The organism is Burkholderia sp. KCJ3K979 (genome assembly GCF_016759955.1).
Taxonomy (GTDB): domain Bacteria; phylum Pseudomonadota; class Gammaproteobacteria; order Burkholderiales; family Burkholderiaceae; genus Burkholderia; species Burkholderia orbicola.
Genome location: NZ_JACFYV010000013.1, coordinates 36,638 through 62,448, shown reverse-complemented (window position 1 = coordinate 62,448; position 25,811 = coordinate 36,638). Strand labels below are relative to the sequence as shown.

The 25,811-nt window shown below is 68.0% G+C and carries 26 protein-coding genes; 19 read left to right on the top strand and 7 right to left on the bottom strand.

The window, feature by feature from the left end:
* Positions 1-54: 54 nt before the first annotated feature.
* Complete coding sequence (locus H3O04_RS05450) at positions 55-846, bottom strand: IclR family transcriptional regulator (protein ID WP_023475711.1); 792 nt, start codon at positions 844-846, stop codon at positions 55-57.
* A 160-nt stretch (positions 847-1,006) separates the two neighbouring features.
* Between H3O04_RS05450 and H3O04_RS05445 the strand changes: the two genes are divergently transcribed.
* From H3O04_RS05445 to H3O04_RS05425, 5 genes are all read left to right on the top strand, one after another.
* A complete protein-coding gene (locus tag H3O04_RS05445) occupies positions 1,007-1,783 on the top strand; it encodes an ABC transporter substrate-binding protein (protein ID WP_023475712.1) in 777 nt (258 codons plus the stop codon).
* 88 nt (positions 1,784-1,871) lie between these two features.
* A complete protein-coding gene (locus tag H3O04_RS05440; protein ID WP_077179265.1) occupies positions 1,872-2,528 on the top strand; it encodes an amino acid ABC transporter permease in 657 nt (218 codons plus the stop codon).
* The gene (locus H3O04_RS05435) at positions 2,525-3,280 is read left to right on the top strand and encodes an amino acid ABC transporter ATP-binding protein (RefSeq protein ID WP_006479077.1); all 756 of its coding nucleotides are present in this window, start codon (positions 2,525-2,527) and stop codon (positions 3,278-3,280) included. The genes H3O04_RS05440 and H3O04_RS05435 overlap by 4 nt, the downstream gene beginning before the upstream one ends.
* On the top strand, positions 3,277-4,587 hold the full coding sequence (locus H3O04_RS05430; protein WP_202587281.1) for an NAD(P)/FAD-dependent oxidoreductase: 1,311 nt from the start codon (positions 3,277-3,279) through the stop codon (positions 4,585-4,587). Before H3O04_RS05435 ends, H3O04_RS05430 begins: the two co-directional genes overlap by 4 nt.
* 78 nt (positions 4,588-4,665) lie before the next feature.
* Positions 4,666-5,415 (top strand): class I SAM-dependent methyltransferase, encoded by a 750-nt coding sequence (locus tag H3O04_RS05425; RefSeq protein ID WP_202587280.1) that lies wholly within the window; start codon positions 4,666-4,668, stop codon positions 5,413-5,415.
* 24 nt (positions 5,416-5,439) lie between these two features.
* Here the strand turns inward: H3O04_RS05425 and H3O04_RS05420 are convergent, their stop codons facing one another.
* Both H3O04_RS05420 and H3O04_RS05415 read right to left on the bottom strand, forming a co-directional pair.
* Positions 5,440-6,861: a cytochrome-c peroxidase gene (locus H3O04_RS05420; RefSeq protein ID WP_202587279.1), complete on the bottom strand. Its 1,422-nt coding sequence runs from the start codon at positions 6,859-6,861 to the stop codon at positions 5,440-5,442.
* 94 nt (positions 6,862-6,955) lie between these two features.
* Positions 6,956-8,629 (bottom strand): phospholipase C, encoded by a 1,674-nt coding sequence (locus tag H3O04_RS05415; RefSeq protein ID WP_202587278.1) that lies wholly within the window; start codon positions 8,627-8,629, stop codon positions 6,956-6,958.
* A 401-nt stretch (positions 8,630-9,030) separates the two neighbouring features.
* Between H3O04_RS05415 and H3O04_RS05410 the strand changes: the two genes are divergently transcribed.
* Positions 9,031-9,888: an EamA family transporter gene (locus H3O04_RS05410; protein WP_202587277.1), complete on the top strand. Its 858-nt coding sequence runs from the start codon at positions 9,031-9,033 to the stop codon at positions 9,886-9,888.
* 27 nt (positions 9,889-9,915) lie between these two features.
* Here the strand turns inward: H3O04_RS05410 and H3O04_RS05405 are convergent, their stop codons facing one another.
* Complete coding sequence (locus H3O04_RS05405) at positions 9,916-10,389, bottom strand: Lrp/AsnC family transcriptional regulator (protein WP_006479071.1); 474 nt, start codon at positions 10,387-10,389, stop codon at positions 9,916-9,918.
* Between the two features lie 325 nt (positions 10,390-10,714).
* Between H3O04_RS05405 and H3O04_RS05400 the strand changes: the two genes are divergently transcribed.
* The 6 genes from H3O04_RS05400 to H3O04_RS05375 all read left to right on the top strand — a co-directional run bounded on the left by H3O04_RS05400 (position 10,715) and on the right by H3O04_RS05375 (position 15,078).
* The gene (locus tag H3O04_RS05400) at positions 10,715-12,100 is read left to right on the top strand and encodes an amino acid permease (protein WP_023475720.1); all 1,386 of its coding nucleotides are present in this window, start codon (positions 10,715-10,717) and stop codon (positions 12,098-12,100) included.
* Positions 12,101-12,146: 46 nt separating this feature from the next.
* The gene (locus H3O04_RS05395) at positions 12,147-13,349 is read left to right on the top strand and encodes an amino acid aminotransferase (RefSeq protein WP_023475721.1); all 1,203 of its coding nucleotides are present in this window, start codon (positions 12,147-12,149) and stop codon (positions 13,347-13,349) included.
* 167 nt (positions 13,350-13,516) lie between these two features.
* Positions 13,517-13,915: a DUF488 domain-containing protein gene (locus tag H3O04_RS05390; RefSeq protein ID WP_124476359.1), complete on the top strand. Its 399-nt coding sequence runs from the start codon at positions 13,517-13,519 to the stop codon at positions 13,913-13,915.
* Positions 13,916-14,026: 111 nt separating this feature from the next.
* Positions 14,027-14,317 carry a DUF1488 domain-containing protein gene (locus H3O04_RS05385; protein ID WP_006479067.1) on the top strand — a complete coding sequence of 97 codons (291 nt, stop codon included), beginning with the start codon at positions 14,027-14,029 and terminating at the stop codon, positions 14,315-14,317.
* A gap of 16 nt (positions 14,318-14,333) precedes the next feature.
* Positions 14,334-14,573, top strand: a complete 240-nt coding sequence (locus tag H3O04_RS05380; RefSeq protein WP_006479066.1) for a hypothetical protein — start codon at positions 14,334-14,336, stop codon at positions 14,571-14,573.
* Between the two features lie 154 nt (positions 14,574-14,727).
* The gene (locus H3O04_RS05375) at positions 14,728-15,078 is read left to right on the top strand and encodes a hypothetical protein (RefSeq protein WP_006479065.1); all 351 of its coding nucleotides are present in this window, start codon (positions 14,728-14,730) and stop codon (positions 15,076-15,078) included.
* A gap of 34 nt (positions 15,079-15,112) precedes the next feature.
* On the opposite strand, the gene H3O04_RS05370 is transcribed toward H3O04_RS05375, so the two are convergent.
* From H3O04_RS05370 to lhpI, 3 genes are all read right to left on the bottom strand, one after another.
* Positions 15,113-15,892, bottom strand: coding sequence for a helix-turn-helix domain-containing protein (locus tag H3O04_RS05370; protein ID WP_006479064.1), 780 nt, complete (start codon positions 15,890-15,892; stop codon positions 15,113-15,115).
* Between the two features lie 16 nt (positions 15,893-15,908).
* Positions 15,909-16,319, bottom strand: a complete 411-nt coding sequence (locus H3O04_RS05365; protein WP_006479063.1) for a response regulator transcription factor — start codon at positions 16,317-16,319, stop codon at positions 15,909-15,911.
* 171 nt (positions 16,320-16,490) lie between these two features.
* Positions 16,491-17,426: a bifunctional Delta(1)-pyrroline-2-carboxylate/Delta(1)-piperideine-2-carboxylate reductase gene (gene lhpI / locus H3O04_RS05360; RefSeq protein ID WP_124591672.1), complete on the bottom strand. Its 936-nt coding sequence runs from the start codon at positions 17,424-17,426 to the stop codon at positions 16,491-16,493.
* Positions 17,427-17,690: 264 nt separating this feature from the next.
* On the opposite strand from lhpI, the gene H3O04_RS05355 reads away from it, so the two are divergent.
* From H3O04_RS05355 to H3O04_RS05325, 7 genes are all read left to right on the top strand, one after another.
* Entirely contained in the window at positions 17,691-18,428 is a 738-nt protein-coding gene (locus H3O04_RS05355; protein WP_006479061.1) for a FadR/GntR family transcriptional regulator, read from the top strand.
* A 127-nt stretch (positions 18,429-18,555) separates the two neighbouring features.
* The gene (locus H3O04_RS05350) at positions 18,556-19,677 is read left to right on the top strand and encodes a branched-chain amino acid ABC transporter substrate-binding protein (protein ID WP_124591630.1); all 1,122 of its coding nucleotides are present in this window, start codon (positions 18,556-18,558) and stop codon (positions 19,675-19,677) included.
* A gap of 77 nt (positions 19,678-19,754) precedes the next feature.
* A complete protein-coding gene (lhpH, locus tag H3O04_RS05345) occupies positions 19,755-20,762 on the top strand; it encodes a trans-3-hydroxy-L-proline dehydratase (RefSeq protein WP_011547736.1) in 1,008 nt (335 codons plus the stop codon).
* A 185-nt stretch (positions 20,763-20,947) separates the two neighbouring features.
* Positions 20,948-23,530, top strand: a complete 2,583-nt coding sequence (locus H3O04_RS05340; protein WP_202587276.1) for a penicillin-binding protein 1A — start codon at positions 20,948-20,950, stop codon at positions 23,528-23,530.
* Between the two features lie 79 nt (positions 23,531-23,609).
* Positions 23,610-24,485: a PilZ domain-containing protein gene (locus H3O04_RS05335; RefSeq protein WP_023475725.1), complete on the top strand. Its 876-nt coding sequence runs from the start codon at positions 23,610-23,612 to the stop codon at positions 24,483-24,485.
* Between the two features lie 223 nt (positions 24,486-24,708).
* Positions 24,709-25,038 carry a DUF4148 domain-containing protein gene (locus tag H3O04_RS05330; RefSeq protein WP_006479056.1) on the top strand — a complete coding sequence of 110 codons (330 nt, stop codon included), beginning with the start codon at positions 24,709-24,711 and terminating at the stop codon, positions 25,036-25,038.
* A gap of 360 nt (positions 25,039-25,398) precedes the next feature.
* The gene (locus H3O04_RS05325; protein WP_027808352.1) at positions 25,399-25,803 is read left to right on the top strand and encodes a lysozyme inhibitor LprI family protein; all 405 of its coding nucleotides are present in this window, start codon (positions 25,399-25,401) and stop codon (positions 25,801-25,803) included.
* Positions 25,804-25,811: the final 8 nt, after the last annotated feature.

Here is a 25,811-nt window from a genome sequence, read left to right as displayed (position 1 = left end):
CGATCGAACGCCGTTGCGCGATGCAACGGCGCGCCGTATGCCGTTTCGTCGACGCTATTCAAGCGTCCGGATCGAATTGCTGATCCCGCGCGCGCAGTCGATCACCGCCGGCGCGAGCTTGCGGCGCGCGTCGTCGAACGTCCAGCGGCTCGTCGGCGCGACCACGTGCACGGCCGCGACCGGCTGCCCCTGACTGCCGAGCACGGGCGCGGCAATCGACATGTCGCCGATGAACAGTTCTTCCTGGTTGGTCGCGTAGCCTTCGCGCCGCGCGCCATCGAGCAACGCGACGAGATCGTCCAGCGCCGTGACCGTGCGCGGCGTGTGCGGCGTACGCACCATGCCGTCGAGCCGCGCGCGTGCGTCGCCGGGTGGCAACGCGCTCAGGAACGCGCGGCCGCTGCCGGTGCAGTACATCGGGATACGGCTGCCGATCGGCATGTGGATCGGCACGAACTTCGTCGACACGAAACGCGCGACGTACACCATTTCGTCCTCGTCCGGCTCGGTGAGGTTGGTGGTTTCGCCGGTCAGGTTCGTCAGCTCGGACAGGAACGGATTCGCGACGTCGATCAACGTATCGGCCGCGAGATAGTTGAAGCCGATCCGCATCACGTGCGGCGTGAGCTGATAACGCCGCGTGACCGGATGCTTGCGGATGTAGCCGAGCTTCTCGAGCGTATAGACCATCCGCTGCGCGGAGCTTTTCGTCATGCCCGCCGCGTCGGCCACTTCCGCCAGCGTCATCGTGCGCCGCTTCGCGCTGAACGCGCGCAGCACGTTGAGCCCTTTTTCCAGCGACTGGTTGAACAGCAGATCGTTTGCTTGGTCGGACGACGTTTCCATGGCGAGGGGCAAGATCGATTCGATATTGCATCATATCGTATCGAATATCGATACGCAAAAATCTATTTGCGATGTTTTTGATTCGTTTTAAGATCAAGCCATCGTCGCAGTGTCGATCAGCGACCGGCCGGCGCCCCGGATTATTCGAGAAGGAGTCACCATGGTTCCATTCATCAAGCGGTTCGGCGCACTGGCCGCCGGTTTCGTCACCTGTGTCGCACTCTCCACGGCTTCGGCGAGCGGCGTCGCCGCCGAGCCCACGCTGAAGGTCGGCGCGACGGCCACCGGCGTGCCGTTCACGTTTCTCGACGTCAAGAGCAATTCGATCCAGGGGATGATGGTCGATGCGATCACCGCGGCCGGGAAGTCGGCCGGGTTTCGCGTCGACGTGCAGCAGACCGTGTTCTCGGCGCTGATCCCGTCGCTCACCACGCAGAAGATCGACATCATCTCGGCCGCGATGCTGAAGACGCCGGCGCGCCAGCAGGTCGTCGATTTCTCCGACACCGTCTACTCGTTCGGCGAAGGCCTGATCGTGAAGGCCGACGATCCGGGCCGCTATACGTCGATGGACGATTTCAAGGACCAGGTGGTCGGCGCGCAGGTCGGCACGGCATTCGTCGATGCGCTCAACAAGAAGGGCATCTTCAAGGAAGTCCGCACCTACGACTCGATCGCCGACATCATGCGCGACGTCGCGCTCGGCCGTATCAAGGCCGGCTTCGCCGACCAGCCGATCGTCGCGTACCAGATCGAGCACGGCGTCAATCGCCAGGTGCGGCTGGTACCCGAATACCAGAGCGTCGTGAAGGGTCAGGTGTGCTTCATCGTGCGCAAGGGCGACAACGCGACGCTCGAACAGCTCAACGGTGCGATCCGCAAGATGAAGAGCGACGGCACGCTGCAGCAGATCCTGCAGAAGTGGCACATGAGCTGAGCGTCGGCGCTCGATTCCCGACCGGCAACGCCCGCGCGTCGCGGGCATCCCCAGCGGCGTGCCGTTCGGACGTCGCATAGGAGACCTCATGTTTTTCCAGAACGCGATCGATTTCCTGCCGATCCTGCTGAAGGGCGCGGTGGTCACGATCGAGATCACCGCATGCGCGTTCGTGCTCAGCTCGGTGCTCGGGCTGATCCTCGCGTTGATGAAGGTGTCGCGCAATCGTGCCGTCGCGACGGCCGGCAGCACGATCGTCAACGTGATCCGCGGGCTGCCGATCATCGTGCAGCTGTTCTACATGTACTTCGTGCTGCCCGATCTCGGCGTGCAACTGTCGGCGTTCCAGGCCGGCGTGCTCGGCCTCGGCATCGCGTATTCGGCGTATCAGGCCGAGAACTTCCGCGCCGGCATCGAGGCGATCGACCGCGGCCAGATCGAAGCCGCGCATGCGATCGGCATGCGCGGCCCGATGATCATGCGGCGCGTGGTGCTGCCGCAGGCGTTCCGCATCGCGCTGCCGCCGTACGGCAACACGCTGGTGATGCTGCTGAAGGACTCGTCGGTTGCGTCGACGATCACGGTCGCGGAAATCACGCGCGCCGGCCAGCTGATCGCATCGTCGACGTTCCAGAACATGAGTGTCTACACGCTCGTCGCGCTGCTGTATCTCGCGCTCGGCCTGCCGCTGATGTTCGCGGTGAACCGGCTCGGCAAGCGGCTCGCACTGAGGAGGGGCGCATGATCCGGATCGATTCCATCCATAAACGGTTTCAGCAGCACGCGGTGCTGAAGGGCGTGAGCCTCGACGTGCAGCAGGGTGAAGTCGTGTGCCTGATCGGGCCGTCCGGTTCCGGCAAGTCGACCGTGCTGCGCTGTATCAACGGCTTCGAGACCTACGACGAAGGGTCGATCACGATCGACGGCGTGAAGGTCGACGCGCATTCGAAGCGGATTCACGAGCTGCGGATGCGGGTCGGCATGGTGTTCCAGCGCTTCAATCTGTTTGCCCACCGCACGGCGCTCGAGAACGTGATGGAAGGGCCGGTGCACGTGCGGCGCGTGCCAGCCGCGCAGGCGCGCGAGCAGGCCCGCGCGCTGCTCGACAAGGTCGGCCTCGCGCACCGGATGAATGCGTATCCGTCCGAGCTGTCGGGCGGGCAACAGCAGCGCGTCGCGATCGCACGTGCGCTTGCGATGGAGCCGCAGGCGATCCTGTTCGACGAGCCGACGTCGGCGCTCGACCCCGAACTCGTCGGCGAAGTGCTGGGCGTGATGCGCGGGCTGGCCCGCGACGGGATGACCATGGTGGTCGTCACGCACGAAATGGCATTCGCCCGCGAGGTGGCCGATCGCGTGTGCTTCCTGCACGACGGCACGATCTGCGAAAGCGGGCCGGCACGCGCGGTGCTGACGCAGCCGAGCCATCCCCGCACGCAGGAATTCCTGCGTCGCCTGCTGGCGTCGGACGGCGCCGACCACCCGGATCGAACATGAGCGCAACGAATGCGGCACCCGGACGGCCCGACGCGCAGTGGCCGGATTCGCTGTGGGCGGCGACCGCCGCGCCGGCACCCGATACGCCCGCGCTCGACGCGTCCGTGTCGTGCGACGTGGCGATCGTCGGCGCCGGCTTCACGGGCCTGTCGACCGCACTGCATCTGGCCGAACGTGGTGTGAACGTTCGCGTGATCGATGGCGCGCAGCCGGGCTGGGGCGCATCGGGCCGCAACGGCGGGCAAGTGATTCCCGGGCTGAAATACGACCCCGACGAACTGGTCCGCCGGTTCGGCGACGATGCCGGCGAGCGGCTTGCCGGCATCGTCGGCGGCGCGGCCGATACCGTGTTCGACCTGATCGCGCGGCACGCGATCGACTGCGATGCGCGTCGCGAGGGGTGGATTCAACCCGCGCCGACCACAGCGATGCTCGACACGGTTGCACGCCGTGCGCAGCAATGGGCGGCGCGCGGCGCGCCGGTCGACGTGCTCGGCCGGGACGACGTCGCGCGACGGCTCGGTACGCCAGCGTATGCGGGCGGCTGGATCGATCGCCGTGCCGGCAGCGTGCAGCCGCTCAGCTATACGCGCGGTCTCGTGCGGGCAGCTCAGGCGAGCGGGGCGGTCGTGCACGGGTCGACCCGCGCCGTCGGGCTGACACGTGCCGACGGCCGCTGGCGGGTCGCGACGTCCGGCGGCGCGACGCTGTCGGCCGAGCGCGTCGTGATCGCGACCAACGGCTACACGGACGGGCTGTGGCCCGGCTTGCGCCAGTCGGTGATCGCCGCGAACAGTTTCATCGTCGCGACGGAGCCGCTCGCGCCGGCGCTCGGCCGCGACATCCTCGCCGGCGGCGAGGTCGCATCGGACGCGCGCCGTCTGCTGCTGTACTTTCGCCGTGACGCGGCCGGACGCCTGCTGATGGGCGGCCGCGGCCCGTTCGCCGAACCGCGCGCGCCGAGCGACTGGCGCCATCTCGAACGCGCGACGGCGCTGCTGTATCCGCAACTGAAGGGCGTCCGGTTCGAATACCGCTGGGCGGGGCGCGTCGCGATCACCGCGGATTTCCTGCCGCACGTGCATGAGCCCGCGCCGGGCGTGACGATCGCGCTCGGCTACAACGGCCGCGGCATCGCGATGGCGACGACGCTCGGCAAGCATCTGGCCGCGCATCTGTCGGGCGATGCGCAATTGCCGCTGCCGTTCCGCGTCACGCCGATCCGGCCCATTCCGTTGCACGGGCTGCAGCGCTTCTATATCGCGGCCGGGGTCGCCTGGTATCGGTTGCTCGACAGCCTGTCCTGACCTACCTGTGACGGCAGTCGCCATCCGTCATCCGATCGGGCAGAATCGGCCTGCCCAGTTTCGACCGACGGATACCGCATGACCGAACCGAACGACCCGAACGACCCGAACGAATCGCCCGGCCGCCGCGCTTACGCGAGCTTCGCGCAACGCTATGCGGACCTGGCGCCGACGAAGGCGCACAACGCGCTCTACGAGCGGCCGGCATCCATGGCGCTGCTCGGCGACGTCGCGGGCCTGACGGTGCTCGACGCCGGCTGCGGGCCCGGCATCTGCAGTGCGCATCTCGCCGGTCACGGCGCGACCGTGCATGCGTTCGACGTGACGCCGGAGATGGTTGCGCTCGCAAGGACGCGTTGCGCGGGCCTGCCGGTCGACGTCAGGGAAGGCGACCTGGAGGCGCCGCTCGCGTGGCTGCCCGACGCGTCGGTCGACAAGGTGCTGTGCTCGCTCGCGCTCGACTACGTGCGCGATCTCGCGCCGACGCTGCGCGAATTCCGGCGCGTCGCGCGGCCGGGCGGAACGCTCGTGTTCTCGATGGCGCATCCGATGCGCGACTGGATGGACGAACGCACGCGCGGCGACGGTACGTATTTCGACACGTCCCGCTTCGGTTTCCACTGGTCGGGGTTCGGCGAGCCGAAGCCGTACGTCGAAGCGTGGCGGCGGCCGCTCGCCGACATCCTGAACGCGGTCGCCGACGGCGGCTGGCGGCTCGAGCGCTTCGTCGAACCGACGCCGCTGCCGGAGATGAAAGCCGTATCCGAACGGCTCCACGCGGAGCTGTCGCTGGCACCGGCCTTCCTGTGCATCCGCGCGCGCTGCTGACCCGGCGCGGCGCCCGGCCGGCGCTCAGTGCTGCGCCGGGGCGTCCGTCAGCGTGCCGAGGAACGCTTCGATATCCTTGATGTCCTGCGCCGTCATCGCGGGTTTGTCGCCCGGCTTGCGATCGAACGGCGCATCGGTCACGTCGACGTTCGCGCGATATTTCGGCGGAATGTCGTCGTATTCGTCGACCTTGCCGTCCGCGCCGCGCGAATAGAACTTCTGCGGCGAGATGCTGCGCTCGTTGTAGAACGCCATCACCTGGTCGAGCGTGTGGAATACGCCGTTGTGGAAGAACACGTGGCGTGTCGCCGAATTACGCAGCGTCGGCGTCAGGAACATCCCGCAATACTGTGTCTGGTCCTTCAGGTCGTCGCGGAACGGCCCGCACACGCCGAGATCGTAGAACGCCGGGTTGCGGTTCTGCGCGAGCGCCCGGTTGCGCGGCGCGCCGAGCGCCTCGTACTGGTAATCGGTAAACATCGGCGGCAGCCCGTCCTTGCCGGGCTTCGACAGGTGGCAGCCCGCGCAATTCGCCTTGTCCGGATCGTTGAACAGGCGCAGCCCGCGCAGTTCGGCCTGCGTGAGGCGCGCGCGGCCTTCGAGCCAGCGGTCGTACTTGCTGTCGTACGGATGGAACGACGGATCCTCGACCTGATAGCGCGCGATCGCGAACATCGCTTCCGACACCGCGAGCTGCGGCGTGGAGAACACGCGCGCGCCGAACAGCTGCTCGAATTGCGCGCGATGCGACGACTGCGCGAGCTTGCGTGCGACGTCGTCGACGCTCGCATTCGCCATCTCGACCGGATTCAGCAGCGGGCCGAACGCCTGTTGCTGCAGCGTATCGGCGCGGCCGTCCCAGAACATCCCGCCTTGCGGCACGAGCTGCGGCGCGGCCGACGTACCGGCCACCTTCTGCGCCTTGACGACGCCGGCCGCCGCCGTGGCCTGCTGCGCGACGCTCGGCGCGGCGTCGTTTTCACCGGCGTCGGGGCCGATGCTGAAATTCGGCTGGCGGTACAGGTACATCAGCGACGGCGGCGGACGATAGCCCTGCTGCGTCATCGCGAGGCCGCCCGGTTGCACGTCGAGCGCATTCGGTGGGCCATACGCATGATCGGGACTATGGCACGACGCGCACGACTGCTTGCCCGATGCGGACAGCGACGGATCGTGGAACAGCGCGCGCCCGAGCTGCGCGACCGCCGACAGCGGCTGCGCGGCGGGCCGCTGCAACACGACCGGATGCGGATTCGCGCCGGTCCAGTCGGCGACCATGGTGCCGATCGCCGCCGGCACCTGGGCGGGAAACGCGATCGCGAACGCGCCATAGCCGATCACGGCCGCGCCGAGCACGCATGCGGCACGGCGCAGCAGGCGGGAAGGGGCGCGCGGCGCGGGCGTGCCGGCGGCGTCGGGGGACGGAAAGGCGGGGCGAGCTGTCATGCTGTCGGTCGAAAATCGGGCGTCGCACGAAGCGACGCGTTAAATGGAAACGGCCGGCGCGTGATGCGCCGGCCATGCGGTCATGCCGTGACGGTCAGATCGCCGGGGCCGCGCTCAACGCGGTGCCGAGCGTCGGGTCGAGATACAGCGGCGTCGTGTTCGGCTTCGACGTGAAGTCGAACAGGTTGCGCAGGTCGCCCGCCGTCGCATCGAACGAGCCGCCGCCGATCCGCTGGCCGCCGAGCCAGTTGTCCTCGATGAAGCGCACGACGGACGACTGGTCGAGCATCGTGTGATCGACGTAGTTCTGCTTCGCATACGGCGAGATCACGACGAGCGGAATACGCACGCCCGGGCCGCAGCGGCCGTTCACGGTCGCGCCGTTCACGCCGGTGGTGCCACCCGTGCCGCACTTGCCGGCGCCGTTGAGCTGGTCGACCGGGTCCGACGATGCGTGCGTCGGCGCCGTGTACACGTGGTCGTACCAGCCGTCCGAGTCGTCATAGGTGACGATCACGGCCGTGTTCTGCCAGTCCGGCTGCTGCTGCAGGAAGTTGACGACCTTCGTCACGAACGCCTGCTCGTCGAGCGGATCCGAATAGCCCGCATGCCCGTCCTGGGCGGCCGGCGCCTTCAGGTAGCTGACCGACGGGAAGTTGCCGGCCTTCACGGCGGCGAAGAAGTCGTCGGTGTCGTACTGGTGGTTCGCCGGTTCGGCCGTCTTGCCGTCGGTCTGGACGCTCGAGCCGATCGCCGCGATCGAGCTCGGGCGCGTGTGTTGCGGGTTCGCGGTCGACGCGTAGTACTGGAACCAGTTGTGGTGCGGGATGTAGTCGGCCGTCGCGGCGTTCACGGCGGTAGCGACCGTGCTGCGCGCGCAGCCCGTCGTGCCGTTGCCGTTCGTCGTCGACAGGTTGAAGCCGCCCATGAAGCCGCCCCACGTGATCTTCGCGGCATTCAGCAGGTCGCCGATGTTCTTGCCGGTCATCATCGCCTGGTCGGTCGTGCTCGAACACACGTCGAAGCCCGGATCGACGTCGTTGATCATCGTGAGGCCGCCCTGGCCGTCATTGATGTAGTACGAGCTGGCGGCGAGCGTCGACGGCTGCTTCGACGTCTTGACGATCTGCATCCCGTTGGTCTGCCCCGCGACGACGTTCAGCGCACCCGGCGTCGACGGCCCGTAGCCCGTCGTGAACGTGTTGTCGCTCATCGCGAAGCGCTGCGCGTAGTTCCACAGCGCGGTCACCGTGTTGCCGTCGAAGTAGCCCATCACCTGGCCCTTCGCGCCGAACGCGCCGGCGCCGCCGGACGAGCCCTTGCCCGTGTACTTCGGGAACAGGTCGGCGAGACCGTTGTCCTCGGCCTGCTGTTCGGCCGTGTACGCGTGGTTCTGGTCGGCGGTCGCGGCCTGCGTGCGGTCGAGGCGGAACGGGTTCGCCGCGTCGGTGCCGTTGGCCGTGTTCGTGAAGTTCGGGTTCGCGGTGAGCAGCGTGCCCGTCAGGCCGTTCGGCGTCGGCGTGCCGGATTTGGCGGTGAACGCTGGTTCGCCCGACGGGTTCGTCGCGTTCGGGTAGGTGCCGAAGTAGTGGTCGAACGAGATGTTTTCGCCGTAGATCACGACGACGTGCTTGATCGGCGTGGCGGTCTGCAGCGCATCCTGCGACGAGACGACGGGCGCCGGCGTGGAATCGTCGCTGCCGCCGCAGGCGAACAGCGCAAGCGTGGCGCCGGCGCAGGCGGTGACAAGCAAGGCTTGACGGAACATCGGAAAACTCCAGGGTAAGGCCTTCGATGGTGGAGAACGGCTCCGTCGCCGTGTCGGTTCGGCGCGGAGCTCGTGAGGGAGCACGCGCATTGGAACAGCCGCGTATGAAGATATGGGGACGGAGTGTTTTCGCGACGGTTGCGCTCCGGTATCGGTTTCATTACGGCGCGGCGCGATGCGAAAGAGAACGGAAAGGGGCGGACCGCTGGCAACCTCCGCGTCACATGTCGCGGCGTGCGGGTCGCTTGCGGCGCAAGCGATGCCGGGCGGGCGGCAGGGAGCACCCGGCCCGATCTTTTACGGGGCGTCGTGCGTCGCTTTTTTGACAATTCGGTGACGCATTCATACGATGAACGCCCGCCGCGCACCGCGCGGCTTCCGACCGTCAGGGAGTATTGAGCGTGCCGATCCCCGTTCTGTTTGCCGTTCTGTGCGCGGCGTTCCTGCACGCGTCATGGAATGCGCTGGTGCGCAGCAGCGGCGACCGGCTGCGCTCGGCCACGGTGCTGCAGATCGCGATCGGGCTGTTCGCGCTGCTGTTCCTGCCGGCTGCCGCGCCGATCACGCCATCGAGCTGGCTCTGCGTCGTCGCGTCTGCCGTGCTCCACGTCGTCTATACGCTGCTGCTCGTCCGCGCGTACGAGCACGGCGACCTGAGCGTCGCGTACCCGGTCGCGCGCGGCACCGCGCCGCTGCTCGTCACGCTCGGCGCGGCCGCGTTCGCGGGCGAGCGCCTGAACGTCGGCGCGCAATGCGGGCTCGTGCTGATCTGCGCGGGCATCATGGCGATCGGGCTAGAGCGCGGGCGCGGCGCGAAACACCGGATGACGCAGGTACTGCCGACCGCGTTCGCGACCGGCGTGTCGATCGCGGCCTATAGCGTGGTGGACGGGATCGGTGTGCGCGAGAGCGGCAGCACGGTCGGCTATACCGCATGGATGTTCGTGCTGACCGGCGCGCTGATGGCCGTGTACTACCGGTTGCGGGCGGGGCCGTTGCGGCTCACGCAGGAGGTCGGCGAGACGGTGAAGGCCGCCTGCGGCGGGGTGCTCGCTGCACTCGCGTACGGCATCGTGATCTGGGCGATGGACCGCGCGCCGATGGGCCCGGTGTCGGCGCTGAGGGAGACGAGCGTGGTGTTCGCGGCGTTGATCGCGCGTGTGTATCTCGGCGAGCGGCTGACGCCGCGCCGGGCGGCCGGGTGCGCGGTGATCGCGGCGGGCGCGTTGTTGATCAGTGCGTTCGAGGCGGTGCGGTAAACGCATCAGCCCGGCGCGCCAGGTGGATCAGCTTTCCACCGGCATCGCACTCGTACACTTGATCTCGTCGAGGCACACGCTCGAATGCACGCCGCTCACGCCGGGAATGCGCATCAGCGTTTCGAGCAGGAACGTCGACAACCCCTTCAGATCGTGCGCGACGACTTTCAGCACGTAATCGATATCGCCCGTCACCGAGAAGCATTCCTGGATCTGCGCGAGATCCGACACGAGTTTCTGGAACTTCGACAAATCGCGGATATGCCCGCGCTCCATCGTCACGTGCACGAACGCGGTGACGCCGAAGCCGAGCGTATCGGGGCACAGCCGCGTTTCGTAACGGCGGATCGCACCGATCTCCTCCAGCCGCCGGTGGCGCCGCAGCGTCTGCGCGGGCGACAGGCCGACGGCCTTCGCCAGGTCGAGGTTCGACGCGCGGCCGTTCTCCTGCAACACCGACAGCAAGTGGCGATCGATGCGATCGAGAACCGGTTCAGGCATTTTTGTTTCCTCATCTGTCTCCTGGATGCAATCTTATCTCATAATGTAGGGTTTGCATGAGCGGGTTACGCAACCCGATTTCGCCGTCGCGACGCTAAACTGACGCCGGATTTTCGTGTGCGGCCGCAGCAATGCGGCGGGGGCGGACGAGTCGGCGGCCAATCAGGCCGGCACGCCGACGCGAATCGGTGCCGCCACCACGCGAAGATTGCAGTCCCCAACCCGGCGCCCCCACGAACGGCCGCCGGCACAGTAAAAACAGCGCCCGGCACACCGAGGCGCGCCGCACCCCGCCGCAGGCGGAGGCGGACAGAGTGGAGAAGACATGGTTTCTGGAAACGAGAGCGACGGCCTGAAGCGCGGGCTGAAGAACCGGCACATCCAGTTGATTGCGCTCGGCGGCGCGCTCGGCACGGGGCTGTTCCTCGGCATCGCGCAGACGATCAAGATGGCCGGCCCGTCCGTGCTGCTCGGCTATGCGGTGGCCGGCATCGTTGCGTTCTTCATCATGCGCCAGCTCGGCGAGATGGTCGTCGACGAGCCCGTCGCCGGCTCGTTCAGCTACTTCGCCGACAAATACGTCGGCCACTTCACCGGTTTCCTGTCCGGCTGGAACTACTGGGTGCTGTACATCCTCGTCAGCATGGCCGAACTGTCGGCCGTCGGGATCTACGTGCAGTACTGGTGGCCGGGCGTGCCGACCTGGGTGTCGGCGCTCGTGTTCTTCGTCGCGATCAACCTGCTGAACCTGGCGAGCGTGAAATCGTACGGCGAGACGGAATTCTGGTTCTCGATCATCAAGGTCGCCGCGATCGTCGGGATGATCGGCTTCGGCGGCTGGCTGCTCGCAAGTGGCCATGCAGGGCCTGAAGCGAGCATCGCGAACCTGTGGCAGCACGGCGGTTTCTTCCCGAACGGCGTGTCGGGGCTCGTGATGTCGATGGCCGCGATCATGTTCTCGTTCGGCGGGCTGGAGCTGATCGGCATCACCGCGGCCGAGGCCGACGATCCGAAGCGCAGCATTCCGCGTGCGACCAACCAGGTCATCTACCGCATCCTGATTTTCTACATCGGCGCGCTGGCCGTGCTGCTGTCGCTGTATCCGTGGGAGAAGGTCGTCACCGGCGGCAGCCCGTTCGTGCTGATCTTCCACGCGCTGAGCAGCAACCTGGTCGCGAACGTGCTGAACGTCGTCGTGCTGACGGCCGCGCTGTCGGTCTACAACAGCGGCGTGTACAGCAACAGCCGGATGCTGTTCGGCCTCGCGCAGCAGGGCAACGCGCCGAAGGTGCTGTGCTCGGTGAACAAGCGCGGCATCCCGCTTGCCGCGCTCGGCGCGTCGGCGCTCGCGACCGGCGTGTGCGTGCTGGTCAACTACTTCATGCCGGGCAAGGCGTTCGAGGTGCTGATGGGCCTCGTCGTGTCGGCACTGATCATCAACTGGGCGATGATCACCCTGATCCACCTGAAGTTCCGCCAGGCCAAGCGTGCTGCCGGGGAGGAGACTTCCTTCCGCAGTCTGGGCTATCCTTTCACGAATTACCTGTGCCTGGCATTCATGGCCGGCATTCTCGTCGTGATGTACCTGACGCCGGATCTCCGCCTGTCGGTGTACCTGATCCCGGTATGGCTCGCGGTGCTCGCGATCGGGTATCGCTTCCGTCAGAAGAATGCCGGCTTTGCGGTGCACGACGGCGCGTCCGCACGCTGACGCAGGCCACGACCGACCCTTCTTCCAAACGAGACCGACTCAAGCCATGTTCGAACACATCGACGCGTATCCGGGCGACCCGATCCTGACGCTCAACGAGAACTTCCAGAAAGATCCGCGCGACCAGAAGGTCAACCTGAGCATCGGGATCTATTTCGACGCCGAGGGCCGGATTCCGGTGATGGGCGCCGTGCGCGAAGCCGAAACCACGCTGCAGCGCGACAGCGGCCCGAAGCCGTACCTGCCGATGGTCGGCCTGGCCGCCTATCGCGACGCCGTGCAAGCGCTGGTGTTCGGCGCCGATCACCCGGCCCGCGCGGCCGGCCGCATCGCGACGCTGCAGACGCTCGGCGGCTCGGGCGCGCTGAAGGTCGGCGCCGATTTCCTGAAGCGCTATTTCCCGGATGCGCAGGTGTGGCTGAGCGATCCGAGCTGGGAAAACCATCGCTTCATCTTCGAGCGCGCCGGCTTCACGGTGAACACGTATCCGTACTACGACGAGGCGACGGGCGGCCTGAAGTTCGACGCGATGCTCGCGGCGATCGACGCGCTGCCGGCGCGCAGCATCGTGCTGCTGCACGCGTGCTGCCATAACCCGACCGGCGTCGATCTCGACGAAGGCCAGTGGGAGAAGCTGATCGACGTGATCGAGGCGCGCGGGCTGCTGCCGTTCGTCGACATGGCGTACCAGGGCTTCGGCGCGGGCCTCGACGCGGACGCGTTCGCGGTGCGCGAGCTGGCCCGCCGCGGCGTGCCGACGCTCGTCGCGAACTCGTTCTCGAAGAACTTCTCGCTGTACGGCGAGCGCGTGGGCGGCCTGAGCGTCGTCTGCGAAAACGCGGCCGCGGCCGATCGCGTGCTCGGCCAGCTGGCCGGCGCGGTGCGCTCGAACTACAGCAACCCGCAGACCTACGGCGCGAAGGTCGTCGCAACCGTGCTCGGCACGCCGGCGCTGCGCAAGCAGTGGGAAGAGGAACTGTCGGCGATGTGCCGCCGCATCGCGCGGATGCGCCAGTCGATCCACGACGGCCTGCGCGACCACGTGAGCGGCGAAGCGCTCACGCGCTACGTGAAGCAGCGCGGGATGTTCACGTACACGGGCCTGACCGAATCGCAGGTCGACGCGCTGCGCGAGGTGCACGGCGTGTACATCCTGCGTTCGGGCCGGATGTGCGTGGCGGGCCTGAACGACTCGAACGTCGGCATCGTCGCGGACGCGATCGGCAAGGTGCTGAAGAGCGGCGTCTGAACGCGGCGCGCCCAGGCGCGCAACGGTTGAGAACCGGCTGTTTCCCGTCGCGGGAACAGCCGGTTTTTTGTTGGGCGGCCGTCATGTGGGCTGCCCGGCTGACGCCGGGGCGGGCGCGGCGGTACGATCACGGGATCGCATGCAACGCAGACGAATAAAGGAGCGACATGGGCATCCGGATCATCCAGCTTGGCACGCCGCGCGCGGCCGGCGAAGGCCTGCGGATCGGCACGGTGCGGCGGCCGCCGCGCGGCGTACCGAAGGCGGAATTCGCGTCGCGCAACTACTATGATGTATGGTTGCCGACGCTGTCGCCGAGCCCCGAACTCGTCGCACAGGCGCAGGCCGCCGAAACCGACGCGGAATGGAAGGCGTTCAAGCGCCACTTCCGCGCGGAGATGGCGCATGGCGATCCGGCGAAGGTGCTGGACCTGCTGGCTGCGCTGTCGGCGACCACCGCGCTGTCGATCGGCTGCTACTGCGACGACGAACGCCATTGCCACCGCAGCGTGCTGCGTGAACTGCTCGCGGAGCGCGGCGCGGCGATCGAGCCCGACGCGAGCTGAAGCGGCGTCGCGCGGCCGCACCGTGATCGTGCGGTGCGGCGAACCGGTTGACGTGGGTCAAGCGCGCGGCCGCGCGCGCCACTATGCTCTCGTCATGGAGCCATCACGACGATGACAGGCCGACAGATGCACATTGTTTTCCCGTCCGAACCGCCGGAATACTGCGCGCGCGACCTGGTCGTCGCGTTTTCGGCGCTGGTCGACGGCCATTGCGTCCAGTGCGCGGTCACGGCCGAGGCGCTGGAAGATCATTTCGGCGCGCGGTCGCTGCTCGAGCGCGATCTGCTGAGCGCATTCGACGCGCACCGGTCGGCCATCGAGGCGATGGCACGGCGCATGCTCGAGGAAATCGGCGGCCGGCCGGTGCTGCTGCACAGCGGGCACTTCCGGCTCGGCGACTGATACCGCAGGAGGGCGCATGACACTGCAGGGCAACATTCACGAACGGGACTGGTCGGTCGAAGTGGAGACGCGCCCGTGCGAATCGGGCGAGTTCCGCTGCCGCGTGTCGGTCGAGCACGGCGCCGGCGCCGCGCGGTTTCATCATACGTTCGAGCACAGCCACGCGTATCCGACGGAGCGCGAGGCGATGATCGAAGGGCTGCGGGCCGGCATGACGTGGATCGAGATGAAGGCGTCGCAGACCTTCAACGTATGAACGGTCCCGCGCCAGCCGGGCGCGGGCAGACCATCGGCCGGCAGCGACCGGGCAAGGCGCGCTGCGCCACGGAAAAACACGTGCCGCCTCATCATGGAGCGGCCGGCACAGGCAAGGCGGTCGACGAGCGGGCGGCCCCGTCAGGAGACACGACATGGGCGTGGGCATGCAGATCGCCTGCCTCGGATTCACGGGTTCGGCAACGGTCGAGGCCGAAGCCGGCGCGCAACTGGTGCGGCTCGAGCGGTTTCGCGCGTTGCTCGACGGCTGCCATCTCGCGATCGAAGCGCGCACGCTGGCCGATGGCGCGCGCCTCTACGACGTGCGGCTCGACCTGTCGATGCGCGGCGCGGCGCTCAGGTCGCTGCCGCCATGCGTCGGCGCCGACGTGGACGACGCGCTGCGCCGCGCGTTCGCGCAGGCGGAACAGGCGCTGATCGCGTGGCAGTCGGGCGCCGCAGCGGTGGCGCTGCGCGACGCGGCGACCGGCGACGCGCTGCATTGATGCAGCGGCGGCCATCCGCCGCCGCGTGCCGGATTCAGACCCGCGCGAGCGCTTGCGCGTCGATGATGCGCACGCGCTTGCCGCGCGTTTCGACGAGCGCGTCGCGATGGAACCGCGAGAACATCCGGCTGACGGTTTCGAGCTTCATCCCGAGATAGCAGCCGATTTCCTCGCGCGTCATCCGCAGGTTGAATTCGGTCGCCGAATAGCCGCGCGCCTCGAACCGCGACGACAGGTTCAGCAGAAAATGCGCGACGCGCTGCTCGGCCGACATCGTGCCGAGCAACAGCATCTGGCTCGATTCGCGGACGATCTCGCTGCTCAGCATCTGGTAGAGAAAGTGCTGCATCGGCTTCATCTCGCGGCACGCGGCTTCGAGCGCGCCGAACGGGATGATGCACACCACGCTGTCCTCCAGCGCGATCGCGTCGCAGCAGTGCTGGCCGCCGCCGATGCCGTCCATGCCGAGCGTTTCGCCGGCGATCTGGAAGCCCGTCACGTGCTCGCGGCCGTCGCGATGCATCATCACCGTCTTGAACGAACCCGCGCGCACCGCGTAGATGCTCTGGAACGGATCGTCGGTGCGGAACAGCGCGTCGCCCTGGCGCACTTGTCGCGTCGTGCAGATGATCGCGTCGAGGCGGCCGTATTCGGCTGGGGTCAGGTGCGGCGGCAGGCACATCGAACGCATCGCGCAGGCCGAGCAGCGTGCGGCCGGATGCTTGGCGGCGTCGGCGCGCGCGACCGGGCGCAGGGCAATCGTTGGCCGGGGTACGACGGACACGTCGGCGGCGAAGGCGGTGGCGGTGGACATGAGGCGCTCCGGCTCGTCAGGGGCGGTGGCGGTGCGCGCGAGCGTGCACCAGGGATTCGATGACACGGCATGCGGCGTCGAATTCGACGGTCTTGTCGAAGAAGTAGTCGGCTCCCGCCGTCGCGCATGCCTCTCTGAATGCCGGCGCCGAGTGGTTCGTCAGCACGATCGTGACGATGCGCGGCGCGGCCTTCGACAGCATCCCGATCAGGTCGAGACCGCTGCCGTCCGCGAGCCGCACGTCGACGATCACCACGTCCGCGCGACTGCTGCGGATATGCGTCCACGCGTCCTGGCCGTCTTCCGCTTCGCCCACCACGGCAACGCCGCGGATCGCGCCGACGAGCAGCGCGATCCGCTGGCGGACGGCAACCGCGTGATCGACGAGGAACACCCTGAGTGCGGCGGGTGACAGGCTGGCATTCATGCCGGCAGTATCGTGTTGCGCCGCCGAAATTGAAATCGGCCGAATTGGAACTTCGTGTAGGCCGCTTCGACGCGGTGTAGGGTGTTTCCTACACCGCGTACGGGAAATCGCCGCGGGCGATCCCGACAGGTGCGATGCCGCGGGGAGCGGCCGAACGGTCGCGCGGCCGGCTCAGCCGGCCTGGCGCGCGGCCAGCGCGTCGCGCGCGGTGCGGCACGCCGCCAGGTCCCATGCGGCGCAGCCGACGCTCTTGAACAGCAGCGGGCCGCCGCGGGCGAAGGTGCCGTTCAGCACGTCGGCGAGCGACGCGACGTGCTGCCAGTCCACCTGCGCGACGATCAGGTCGCCGGCTTCGTGGCGCGCGCCGGCCGGATCGTCGACCACGAGCCGGCTGCCCCGCACCGTGCTGGCGTCGATCTCGGCGGCATCCGCAGTGAACGCGCCGACGCCGACCACGAGCCGGCCTTCGCGCGCGGCTTCGCGATAGACGGGCGTGCGGCTCGTCGTCAGCGTGACGACCACGTCGATCGCGTCGGGAATCGCGTCGCCGTCGAGCGGCGCGAGCCGCGTCGCATGCGCGCGGTGGGCGGCGCAGAAGGCTGCCGCGCTGTCCGCGCTCGTGCCGCGCACGTGAAGGCGCGCGTCCGGAAAGATCGCCGCGAGCGCTTCCGCGTGATTGGCCGCCTGCTTGCCGGTGCCGATCAGCAGGATGTCGCGCGGCGCGGCGCCATGCAGCGCCTGGATGCCGAGCGCGGTGATCGCCGCCGTGCGGCGGCCGGTGACCGTCGGGCCGTCGAGCGCGAAGCGCATTTCTCCGGTGGTGGCGTCGTACGCGGTGACCTGGCCGAGAATCGTCGGCAACCCGCGCGCGCCGTTGCCGGGGCACACGTTGACGAGCTTGTGGCTCGCCAGGTCGTGCGCGCTCGACGGCATCGACAGCATCACGCCGCCGCCTTGCAGCGGCACGACCAGGCGCTCGGGGCTGACGATGTCGCCCGCCGCATACTCGACGACCGCTTGCCTGAGCGTGGCGAGCAGCGCCGGATAGTCGAGCAGCGCGGCCGTGTCGGCCGCATCGAAAACGGGAATCGGGGAAAAGGCGGGCATCGTGTACGTCGCAGCGTCGGTGAGCGTGGACGGCGGACGCATGCCGCGCCCGCCACAGGTCTGCCGGATACCGTGACACCGGGCAGTGTGGATCGAATCTATACCACTTGCTGGCGCACGTGCAACCCAGAAAATAAAGCGCTTCGCGGATTTTGGTTCTAATATCTGGCCAGAAGGCTCGCCGCTGCCGCGCTGCCCGCGCCGCTCCGGTATAGTGCGAACCCATTTCCCGATCCACGCCCGCGAACGGGCAGGAGCCATCCGATGATGTCCGCGCGTCCCGACACACTCGAAGGCGGTTTCAGGCCGCTGCAGATCTACGAGCAGGTAGCCGAAAAGATCCGCGACGAAATCCGCGCGGGGCGCTATGCGGCCGAGTCGCGGCTGCCGTCCGAGCGCGAACTCGCGGCACTGTTCCAGGTCGGCCGGCCGGCCGTGCGCGAGGCGCTCGGCGCGCTGCAGAACGAAGGGCTCGTGTTCACGAAGCGCAATTCGGGCACCTACGTCGTCGCGGCCCCGCTCGAGGTGCTGGCGCGGCGCGGCGACGCGCACGCGGCGTCGGAGGCCGACTTCAGCCCGACGTCGACGCTCGACGTGCGGCTGATCCTGGAGCCCGCGATCGCGCGCCTCGCGGCCGCCCATGGCCGCGCCGACCCCGGCGCCGAACGCTATCTCGCGCAGATGGAGACCATCACCGACGTCGACGATCCGCACCAGCGCGCGCTGTGGAACGAGAGCGACCGGCTGTTCCACCGGCAGCTCGCGCTGATGACCGGCGACGCGCTGATCGTGAAGATCGCGGACGAAGTCGCGAAGACGATGGACCAGCCGCTGTGGAAGCGGCTGAAGGACGACGGCATCTACGACGCGGGCCGGATCAGGCTCTACGTGTCCGAGCACCGGCTGATCTACGAGGCGATCGTCTCCGGGGATGCCGATGCCGCTGCGTTCTATGTCGAACAGCACATCCGCCGCGTGCGGCGCGACATTGCGCCGAAATGACACGCCTGCGGATGCAATCGTTCTGGTACTCAATATGACCAAAATCCCGATCATTATTTTGAAATTGCTTGCGATGTGACCACGCGTGTCCTACATTGGTTTCACACAAAACCAATCAGGAGACATCATGCGACACCTCGTGACCGCGCTCTCGGTGGCTATTGCCGCCGGCGCGCTGACTTCCGCGCACGCGCAGGAAGTCGTGATGATCGGCCATTCGGCGCCCCTCACGGGCCCGCAGGCCGCCAACGGCAAGGACAACGAAAACGGCGCGCGGCTCGCGGTCGAGGAGCTCAACAAGGCCGGCATCAAGGTCGTCGGCAAGACCGTCACCTTCAAACTGGTTTCCGAAGACGACCAGGCCGACCCGAAGGCCGGCGTGCAGGTCGCGCAGAACCTCGTCGACAAGGGCGTCGTTGCCGTGCTCGGGCCGTACAACTCGGGCGTCGCGATCCCCGCGTCGCGCGTGTATTCGACCGCCGGCGTGCCGATCCTGCCGGTCGCGTCGAACCCGGCACTGACGAAACAGGGCTTCAAGAACATCTTCCGGATCGGTGCGAGCGACGAGCAGCTCGGCGGCACGATGGCCACGTTCGCCGCGAAGACGCTGAACGCGAAAACCGCCGCCGTGATCGACGATCGCACCGCGTATGGGCAGGGCGTCGCCGAGCAGTTCATGAACGTCGCGAAGGCGAACGGCATCAAGATCGTCGACCAGGAATACACGAACTCGTCGGCCACCGATTTCCTCGGCATTCTCACCAAGATCAAGGCCGCCAATCCCGACGTGATCTTCCTCGGCGGCTATGCGGCGCAGGGCGCGCCGATGGCCAAGCAGATGAAGCAACGGGGTTTGCGCGCGAAGTTGCTCGGCGGCGACGGCATCTGCTCGGCCGACATGGGCAAGGTCGCGGGCGACGCGGCGTCGATCGTCTACTGCGCGCAGGGCGGGGTCGCGCTCGAGAAGACGGCGGCCGGCCGCGAATTCCTGAAGAAGTACCACGACGCCTATCACACCGATACGCAGGTCTACGGCGTCAATTACTACGACGGGATGAAGCTGCTCGCCGACGCGATGGTCAAGGCCGGCACGACCACCGACAAGGCGAAGCTGAGCGCGCAGCTCGCGAAGTCGAACTACGCGGGCGTCGCGGGCACCTATTCGTTCGACGCGAACGGCGACCTGAAAGGCGCGCCGACCACCGTCTATGTGATCCGCAACGGGCTGCCGGAACCGTACGCGAAGTAATTGCCCCACGGCCCACACGGCCCGTCACCGGACGGCGGCCCGGCCGCCGTCCTTCGTTTCAACGCATCCGATCGACCATGAAAATTTCCCGATCCCTGTCCACCGTCGAAGTGCACACCGGCGGCGAGGCGTTCCGCATCGTCACGAGCGGGCTGCCGCGCCTGCCCGGCGACACGATCGTCCAGCGTCGTGCGTGGCTCAAGGCGCACGCCGACGAGATCCGCCGCGCGCTGATGTTCGAACCGCGCGGCCACGCCGACATGTACGGCGGCTATCTGACCGAGCCGGTCTCGCCGAATGCCGATTTCGGCGTGATCTTCGTGCACAACGAAGGCTACAGCGACCATTGCGGCCACGGCGTGATCGCGTTGTCGACCGCGGCCGTCGAACTCGGCTGGGTGCAGCGCACCGTGCCGGAAACGCGGGTCGGCATCGACGCGCCGTGCGGCTTCATCGAGGCGTTCGTCCAGTGGGACGGCGAGCACGCGGGGCCGGTGCGTTTCGTCAACGTGCCGTCGTTCATCTGGCGGCGGGACGTGTCGGTCGACACGCCGTCGTTCGGTACCGTGACCGGCGACATCGCGTATGGCGGCGCGTTCTATTTCTATGTCGACGGCGCGCCGTTCGACCTGCCGGTGCGCGAATCCGCGGTCGAGAAGCTGATCCGCTTCGGCGCGGAAGTGAAGGCGGCCGCGAACGCGACCTATCCGGTCGTCCATCCGGAGATCCCGGAAATCAACCATATCTACGGCACGATCATCGCGAACGCGCCGCGCCATGCGGGCTCGACGCAGGCGAACTGCTGCGTGTTCGCGGATCGCGAAGTCGACCGCTCGCCGACCGGCTCCGGCACCGGCGGGCGCGTCGCGCAGCTCTACCAGCGCGGGCTGCTCGCGGCCGGCGACACGCTCGTCAACGAATCGATCGTCGGCACGGTCTTCAAGGGGCGCGTGCTGCGCGAAACGACGGTCGGCGACTTTCCGGCCGTGATCCCGGAAGTGGAAGGCAGTGCGCATATCTGCGGGTTCGCGAACTGGATCGTCGACGAACGCGATCCGCTCACGTACGGATTTCTCGTGCGCTGAGCCGCGGCGCCAGTCGCGCTGCTGTCGCGTCCCCGTCGCGCGGCGTTCAGGTTGTCGTACCAGGTTTGGCGCGTCGTTCCGGTTGCCGGGCACGCGCCTTTTTTGCGTGAGCGCCGTCGCGACACCGCACCGCGCATGCCGACGCGGGGCCCCGGCGGGCCGGCCGGCCGCGCGAGTTTGGTACGATGCAGCCTTTTCAGCCGAGCCCCACCCGCGTGAATCGCCGAAACGTGTCGTCAGTGCGTGCCTTGTGTGCCAGATGGGTCACGCGCGCCCAATCCGCCGCGGCGGCCGCCGTCGCGCGGGCCAAGCCTCTCGCCGCCACCGCGTGGCACCATGTCCGCCACCCGACACGCCGTGGCGTGCTGCTCACGGCCGCCGCCGTGCCGGCGCTGTTCGCGGCATACGTGGTCGTGCTCATCCCGTTCACGCCGGGGATCGGCGACATCCGCAAGGCGCGCGTCGACCAGCCCGCGCAGGTGCTGTCGGCCGATGGCAAGCTGCTGGCCGAATTCAAGCCGTCGAACCGGGAATGGGTGCCGCTCAAGCAGATTTCGCCGCGCATGGTCGACGCGCTGATCGCCACCGAGGATCACCGCTTCTACGAACACCACGGCCTCGACTGGAAACGCACGGCGTCGGCCGCGCTGCATACGTTCTCGGGCAGCCGCCAGGGCGGCTCGACGATCACGCAGCAGCTCGCGCGCAACCTGTATCCGGACGAGATCGGCCGCGCGCCGACGCTCACGCGCAAGGTGAAGGAGGCGATCACCGCGCTGAAGATCGAGGCCGTCTACAGCAAGGACCAGATCCTCGAGACCTATCTGAACACGGTGCCGTTCCTGTACAACGCGTACGGCGTCGAGATGGCCGCGCGCACCTATTTCGACAAGTCGGCCGACGAACTCGACGTGCTCGACAGCGCGACGCTCGTCGGGATGCTGAAGGGCAACAGCTACTACAACCCGGTGCTGAACCCCGAACGCGCGCTGCAGCGGCGCAACACGGTGCTCGGCCAGATGGTGAAGTACGGCAAGCTGTCGCCGGCGCAGTTCGCGCAGTTGCAGCGCCGGCCGCTGCGCATCGACTTCGAGCGTCAGAAGGAGCCGCCCGGGCCGGCGCCGCATTTCGCGCAGCAGTTGCGCAAATGGCTGATCGCGTGGGCCGACCGCAACGACTACAACATCTACTCGGACGGGCTGATCGTGCGCACGACGATCGACTCGCGGCTCCAGCAGATGGCGACGCAGGCGCTCACGCTGCAGGGCAATCAGTTGCAGGGCATCGCGAACAACGCGTGGAGCGGCCGCGACGGCTGCGGCACCGACAACGAGGTGTTCCGCACCTTCATGCGCGAATCGCCCGAGTACAAGGCCGCGCAGGACGCCGGCAAGGACGACGCGGCGGCGATGAAGATGCTCGCGGCCGACCGCGGCTTCCTGCACGCGCTATGCAAGGCGAAGACCGACGTGCAGGCCGGCTTCCTCGCGATCGATCCGCGTGACGGGCAGATCCGCGCGTGGGTCGGCAGCCGCGACTTCACCCGCGAGCCGTTCGACCACGTCGCGCAGGCGCGGCGCCAGCCGGGCTCGACGTTCAAGCCGTTCGTCTATGGCGCCGCGTTCGCGAGCGGGATGAAGCCGGAGGATACGTTCATCGATCAACCGGTCGAGATTCCGCTGAAGGGCGGCGAGATCTGGCGGCCGAACGACGACGCGCCGCCGACCGGTAAGCCGATGACGCTGCGCGACGCCGTCGCGCTGTCGCGCAACCGGATCACCGCGCAGGTGATGGAGAAGGTCGGGCCGGGCGCCGTCGCGCGGCTGGCGCGCGACATGGGCGTGCGCGAAAGCCCGCTCGAACGCGTGCCGTCGCTCGCGCTCGGCACGAGCCCGGTCACGCTGAAGGAAATGGTCGCGTCGTACGCGACGATCGCGAACGGCGGCCTGTACGTCGAGCCGCAGATGGTGACGCGCATCGAGAACCGCCAGGGCGAGGTGCTCGCCGAATACGCACCGGCGCCGCCCGAGCGCGCGCTCGACGCCGAAACCGACAAGACGCTGCTCGACGTGATGCGCGACGTCGTGACGCGCGGCACGGGCGGCAGCATCCGCACGCGCTTCGGCATCCGCGGCGACGTGGCCGGCAAGACCGGCACGACGCAGGACAACGCGGACGGCTGGTTCATCCTGATGCAGCCGGGCCTCGTCGCCGGTGCGTGGGTCGGATTCGACGACGGCCGCGTGACGCTGCGCAGCGATTACTGGGGGCAGGGCGCGCACAGCGCGCTGCCGATCGTCGGCGATTTCTTCCAGCGCGCGCAGCGCGCCCGGATCGTCGATACGAAAGCGAAATTCGATACCGAGCCGTCGCCGGGCTGGTTCGGATCGCTGCGCGAGCGCGTGACCGACCTGTTCGACACGTGGTTCCCGCCCGAGGCGAAGAAGGCGCCCGCGCCGGTCAGGACGCAGCGTATCGAGCGTCCGGCCGAGACCGACGAGGGCGCGGCGTCGGCTGCCTCGGCGCCGGATGCCGCCTCCGGCGGGATCGTCGAGGAATGGGTGCCGGCGTCGGAAGTGGCCGCATCGGCCGCGGCGCTGTCGTCGGGCGCGTCGCAGCCGCAGCCGCCGCAGATTGCGCCGCCGCCGGCGGGCGCCAGTGCGACGAGCGCAAGCAGCGCCGGTATCGGCGTCGCGCCTTCGGCCGTGCCGGCGCCGCCGCCGGTGTCGGTACCGGCCGCCCCTGACGCGACCGGCGCTTCGCAGTAACGAAGCCGTTCAGGTTCCGCGCGATGCTGCCGTAATCAAGTTGTCACGACAGCGCGCGCGGTCGCTCCGCGCTTCTCCGATGCGGCTTTCAACCGACTCCGTCGCGCTCGCGCGCGACGACCTTTCCGCGGGTGTCCCGCTCGGCTTCGACCTCTACGACGCCGACGGCGCCGCGCTGCTGCCGGCCGGCACGACGCTGCGCGATGCCGCGCAGCACGCTTTCCTGTTCGACCATTTCCGCCCCGTGCGCCGCCGCGAGGACGCCGACGCCGATCCGCACGGGTCCGCGGCGACCGCGCCCGCCACGCGCATGGGCCTGTCGGCGGGCGCCGCGATCGGCATTCGCCGCCGGGTCGGCACGACGCGCGCGCTGCAACGGTGCCGGTTGATCGGCGTCGGCGCGTCGGGGGCGCTGTTCGTCGAGCCGCAGCCCGCCGCCGTGCTCGAGTTCGCACGCGGCGACGACGTCGAAGCGGTGGCAATCGGCCGTGCCGCGGTGTCCCGTTTCGGCGCGACGGTCGAATCGGTGCTGGCGTCGGGCGCCGCGCCGTTCATGATCCTGTCGCCGCCCGGTTTCGTCGACCGGCTGCGCACGCGCGCCGAGCCGCGCGTGCCGGTGCGCATCGCGGCCTGCTGCAACGGCGGAGCGCAGGGGGTGGACGGCATCGGGTTGGTGCACGACATCAGCCTGAGCGGGCTGTCGATCGCCGTCGACCGGCCGATCGCGGCAACCGGCGAGCCGTTGCGCGTGCTGCTACCGTACGAAACCGGCGGCCGCGTCGTGCAGTTGGCGCTCGATGGCACCGTGCGGGCCGTGCATGCCGACCCGGCGGGGCCGGCGCTGACGCTGCATCATGCGGCGTTCGACGACCTCGATGCCGACGACCTGATTCGCCTCAAGGCGTTGCTGTTCGACAGGCAGATGGCGTCGGCGGATAGCGATCGCCTGCGCTGACGCGCGGCCGAGCGCGCCGGATACCGAATCGCGGCATTCGGCACATGCGCGGCGACAATCATCTGACGAATCGACTTATTCCCGGGCGATTGTACGGTTTCGGTCAACAGTGAATTTGCGATTTAAGTATTTACCCTGATAGCGGCGACTCCTAGACTTCTACTCATGCGCAACGACTTCGAGTCCGAAGCGCCTGACAAAACAATCCTGGAGGTAACGCATCATGAAATCGCTGATCAAGGCAGTTGCACTGGCCGCCCTGGTGGCCGCACCGGTCGTCTCGTTCGCCCAATCGAACCAGCAGCCGCTGACGCGCGCGCAAGTGCGCGCCGAGCTGGTCCAGCTCGAAAAGGCCGGCTACAACCCGAACGACTGGATCAACTATCCGGAGAACATCCAGGCCGCCCAGGCCAAGATCGCCGCCGCGCAGAACGCCGGTGCGCAAGCCGACGCAACCGGCTACGGTTCGAACCCGGTCGCGACGTCGCAGTCGGGCCAGCGCGCCGTCGCGCCGGCCGTCAGCGACCGCTCGTCGGTGTACTTCGGCCACTGAGCCCGTCGTGGTTCCGCGGCTCTCGGGGCCGCGGCTGACGCCATAACGAGAAAGCCCGCACGCGTATCGTGCGGGCTTTTTTGCGTCTTCTTCATCGAGTGGCCCGGCGCACGAATTCCAGCGGCCGAACCGGTCGCGGAGAGTCTGCCGCGTGCATGAGCGACACGCCGGATGCCGGCCTGAGCTGGTTCAACGGCACCTTGCCGTGAACGATCACGCCGCTCGCAGTACCGCACCCGCTGACAATCCGTCGCGCGTGCGCTAGCATCGCGGTCGATGTCGCCGCGGCAGTGCGGCCAATGCACACGGGGCGCAGCAGGGCGCCGGGTTCCACACTTCAACGAACAACAAGGAGCATCCATGCGTGTCTTGACTGGTCTGCTGGGCTCGCTGGCGCTGGTGGCGAGCGTTGCCCATGCGCAGGCGAATTGCGCGGACGCGACGGATCAGGCGACGATGACGGCGTGTGCCGATCGCGCGTACAAGAAATCCGATGGAGAGCTGAACCGAACCTACCAGGCCGTCACGGCCCGCCTGCGCGGTGCGCCGCCGCTCGCCGACAAGCTCGTGAATGCGCAGCGCGCGTGGATCGCGTACCGCGACGCCGAATGCCATTTCTCGAGCGCGAATGCCGAGGGCGGCAGTGCGTACCCGATGGTCGTATCGACCTGTCTCGACGATCTGACGAAGGCACGCACGGAAACGCTGAAGGGCTATCTGTCCTGCGAGGAAGGCGACCTCGCTTGCCCGGTGCCCGCGAAGTAACCGTTCGG

Excerpts from the sequence above, each read along its gene's own strand:
- H3O04_RS05355 (WP_006479061.1), top strand. The coding sequence starts at position 17,691 with ATGATGTCCGCGCGTCCCGACACACTCGAAGGCGGTTTCAGGCCGCTG.
- H3O04_RS05420 (WP_202587279.1), bottom strand. The coding sequence starts at position 6,861 with ATGACAGCTCGCCCCGCCTTTCCGTCCCCCGACGCCGCCGGCACGCCC.
- H3O04_RS05405 (WP_006479071.1), bottom strand. The coding sequence starts at position 10,389 with ATGCCTGAACCGGTTCTCGATCGCATCGATCGCCACTTGCTGTCGGTG.
- H3O04_RS05330 (WP_006479056.1), top strand. The coding sequence starts at position 24,709 with ATGAAATCGCTGATCAAGGCAGTTGCACTGGCCGCCCTGGTGGCCGCA.
- H3O04_RS05370 (WP_006479064.1), bottom strand. The coding sequence starts at position 15,892 with ATGTCCACCGCCACCGCCTTCGCCGCCGACGTGTCCGTCGTACCCCGG.
- H3O04_RS05375 (WP_006479065.1), top strand. The coding sequence starts at position 14,728 with ATGGGCGTGGGCATGCAGATCGCCTGCCTCGGATTCACGGGTTCGGCA.
- lhpH (WP_011547736.1), top strand. The coding sequence starts at position 19,755 with ATGAAAATTTCCCGATCCCTGTCCACCGTCGAAGTGCACACCGGCGGC.
- H3O04_RS05435 (WP_006479077.1), top strand. The coding sequence starts at position 2,525 with ATGATCCGGATCGATTCCATCCATAAACGGTTTCAGCAGCACGCGGTG.
- H3O04_RS05350 (WP_124591630.1), top strand. The coding sequence starts at position 18,556 with ATGCGACACCTCGTGACCGCGCTCTCGGTGGCTATTGCCGCCGGCGCG.
- H3O04_RS05390 (WP_124476359.1), top strand. The coding sequence starts at position 13,517 with ATGGGCATCCGGATCATCCAGCTTGGCACGCCGCGCGCGGCCGGCGAA.
- H3O04_RS05325 (WP_027808352.1), top strand. The coding sequence starts at position 25,399 with ATGCGTGTCTTGACTGGTCTGCTGGGCTCGCTGGCGCTGGTGGCGAGC.
- H3O04_RS05400 (WP_023475720.1), top strand. The coding sequence starts at position 10,715 with ATGGTTTCTGGAAACGAGAGCGACGGCCTGAAGCGCGGGCTGAAGAAC.
- H3O04_RS05385 (WP_006479067.1), top strand. The coding sequence starts at position 14,027 with ATGACAGGCCGACAGATGCACATTGTTTTCCCGTCCGAACCGCCGGAA.
- H3O04_RS05440 (WP_077179265.1), top strand. The coding sequence starts at position 1,872 with ATGTTTTTCCAGAACGCGATCGATTTCCTGCCGATCCTGCTGAAGGGC.
- H3O04_RS05415 (WP_202587278.1), bottom strand. The coding sequence starts at position 8,629 with ATGTTCCGTCAAGCCTTGCTTGTCACCGCCTGCGCCGGCGCCACGCTT.
- H3O04_RS05430 (WP_202587281.1), top strand. The coding sequence starts at position 3,277 with ATGAGCGCAACGAATGCGGCACCCGGACGGCCCGACGCGCAGTGGCCG.
- H3O04_RS05395 (WP_023475721.1), top strand. The coding sequence starts at position 12,147 with ATGTTCGAACACATCGACGCGTATCCGGGCGACCCGATCCTGACGCTC.
- H3O04_RS05450 (WP_023475711.1), bottom strand. The coding sequence starts at position 846 with ATGGAAACGTCGTCCGACCAAGCAAACGATCTGCTGTTCAACCAGTCG.
- H3O04_RS05335 (WP_023475725.1), top strand. The coding sequence starts at position 23,610 with ATGCGGCTTTCAACCGACTCCGTCGCGCTCGCGCGCGACGACCTTTCC.
- lhpI (WP_124591672.1), bottom strand. The coding sequence starts at position 17,426 with ATGCCCGCCTTTTCCCCGATTCCCGTTTTCGATGCGGCCGACACGGCC.
- H3O04_RS05425 (WP_202587280.1), top strand. The coding sequence starts at position 4,666 with ATGACCGAACCGAACGACCCGAACGACCCGAACGAATCGCCCGGCCGC.
- H3O04_RS05340 (WP_202587276.1), top strand. The coding sequence starts at position 20,948 with ATGCAGCCTTTTCAGCCGAGCCCCACCCGCGTGAATCGCCGAAACGTG.
- H3O04_RS05380 (WP_006479066.1), top strand. The coding sequence starts at position 14,334 with ATGACACTGCAGGGCAACATTCACGAACGGGACTGGTCGGTCGAAGTG.
- H3O04_RS05445 (WP_023475712.1), top strand. The coding sequence starts at position 1,007 with ATGGTTCCATTCATCAAGCGGTTCGGCGCACTGGCCGCCGGTTTCGTC.
- H3O04_RS05365 (WP_006479063.1), bottom strand. The coding sequence starts at position 16,319 with ATGAATGCCAGCCTGTCACCCGCCGCACTCAGGGTGTTCCTCGTCGAT.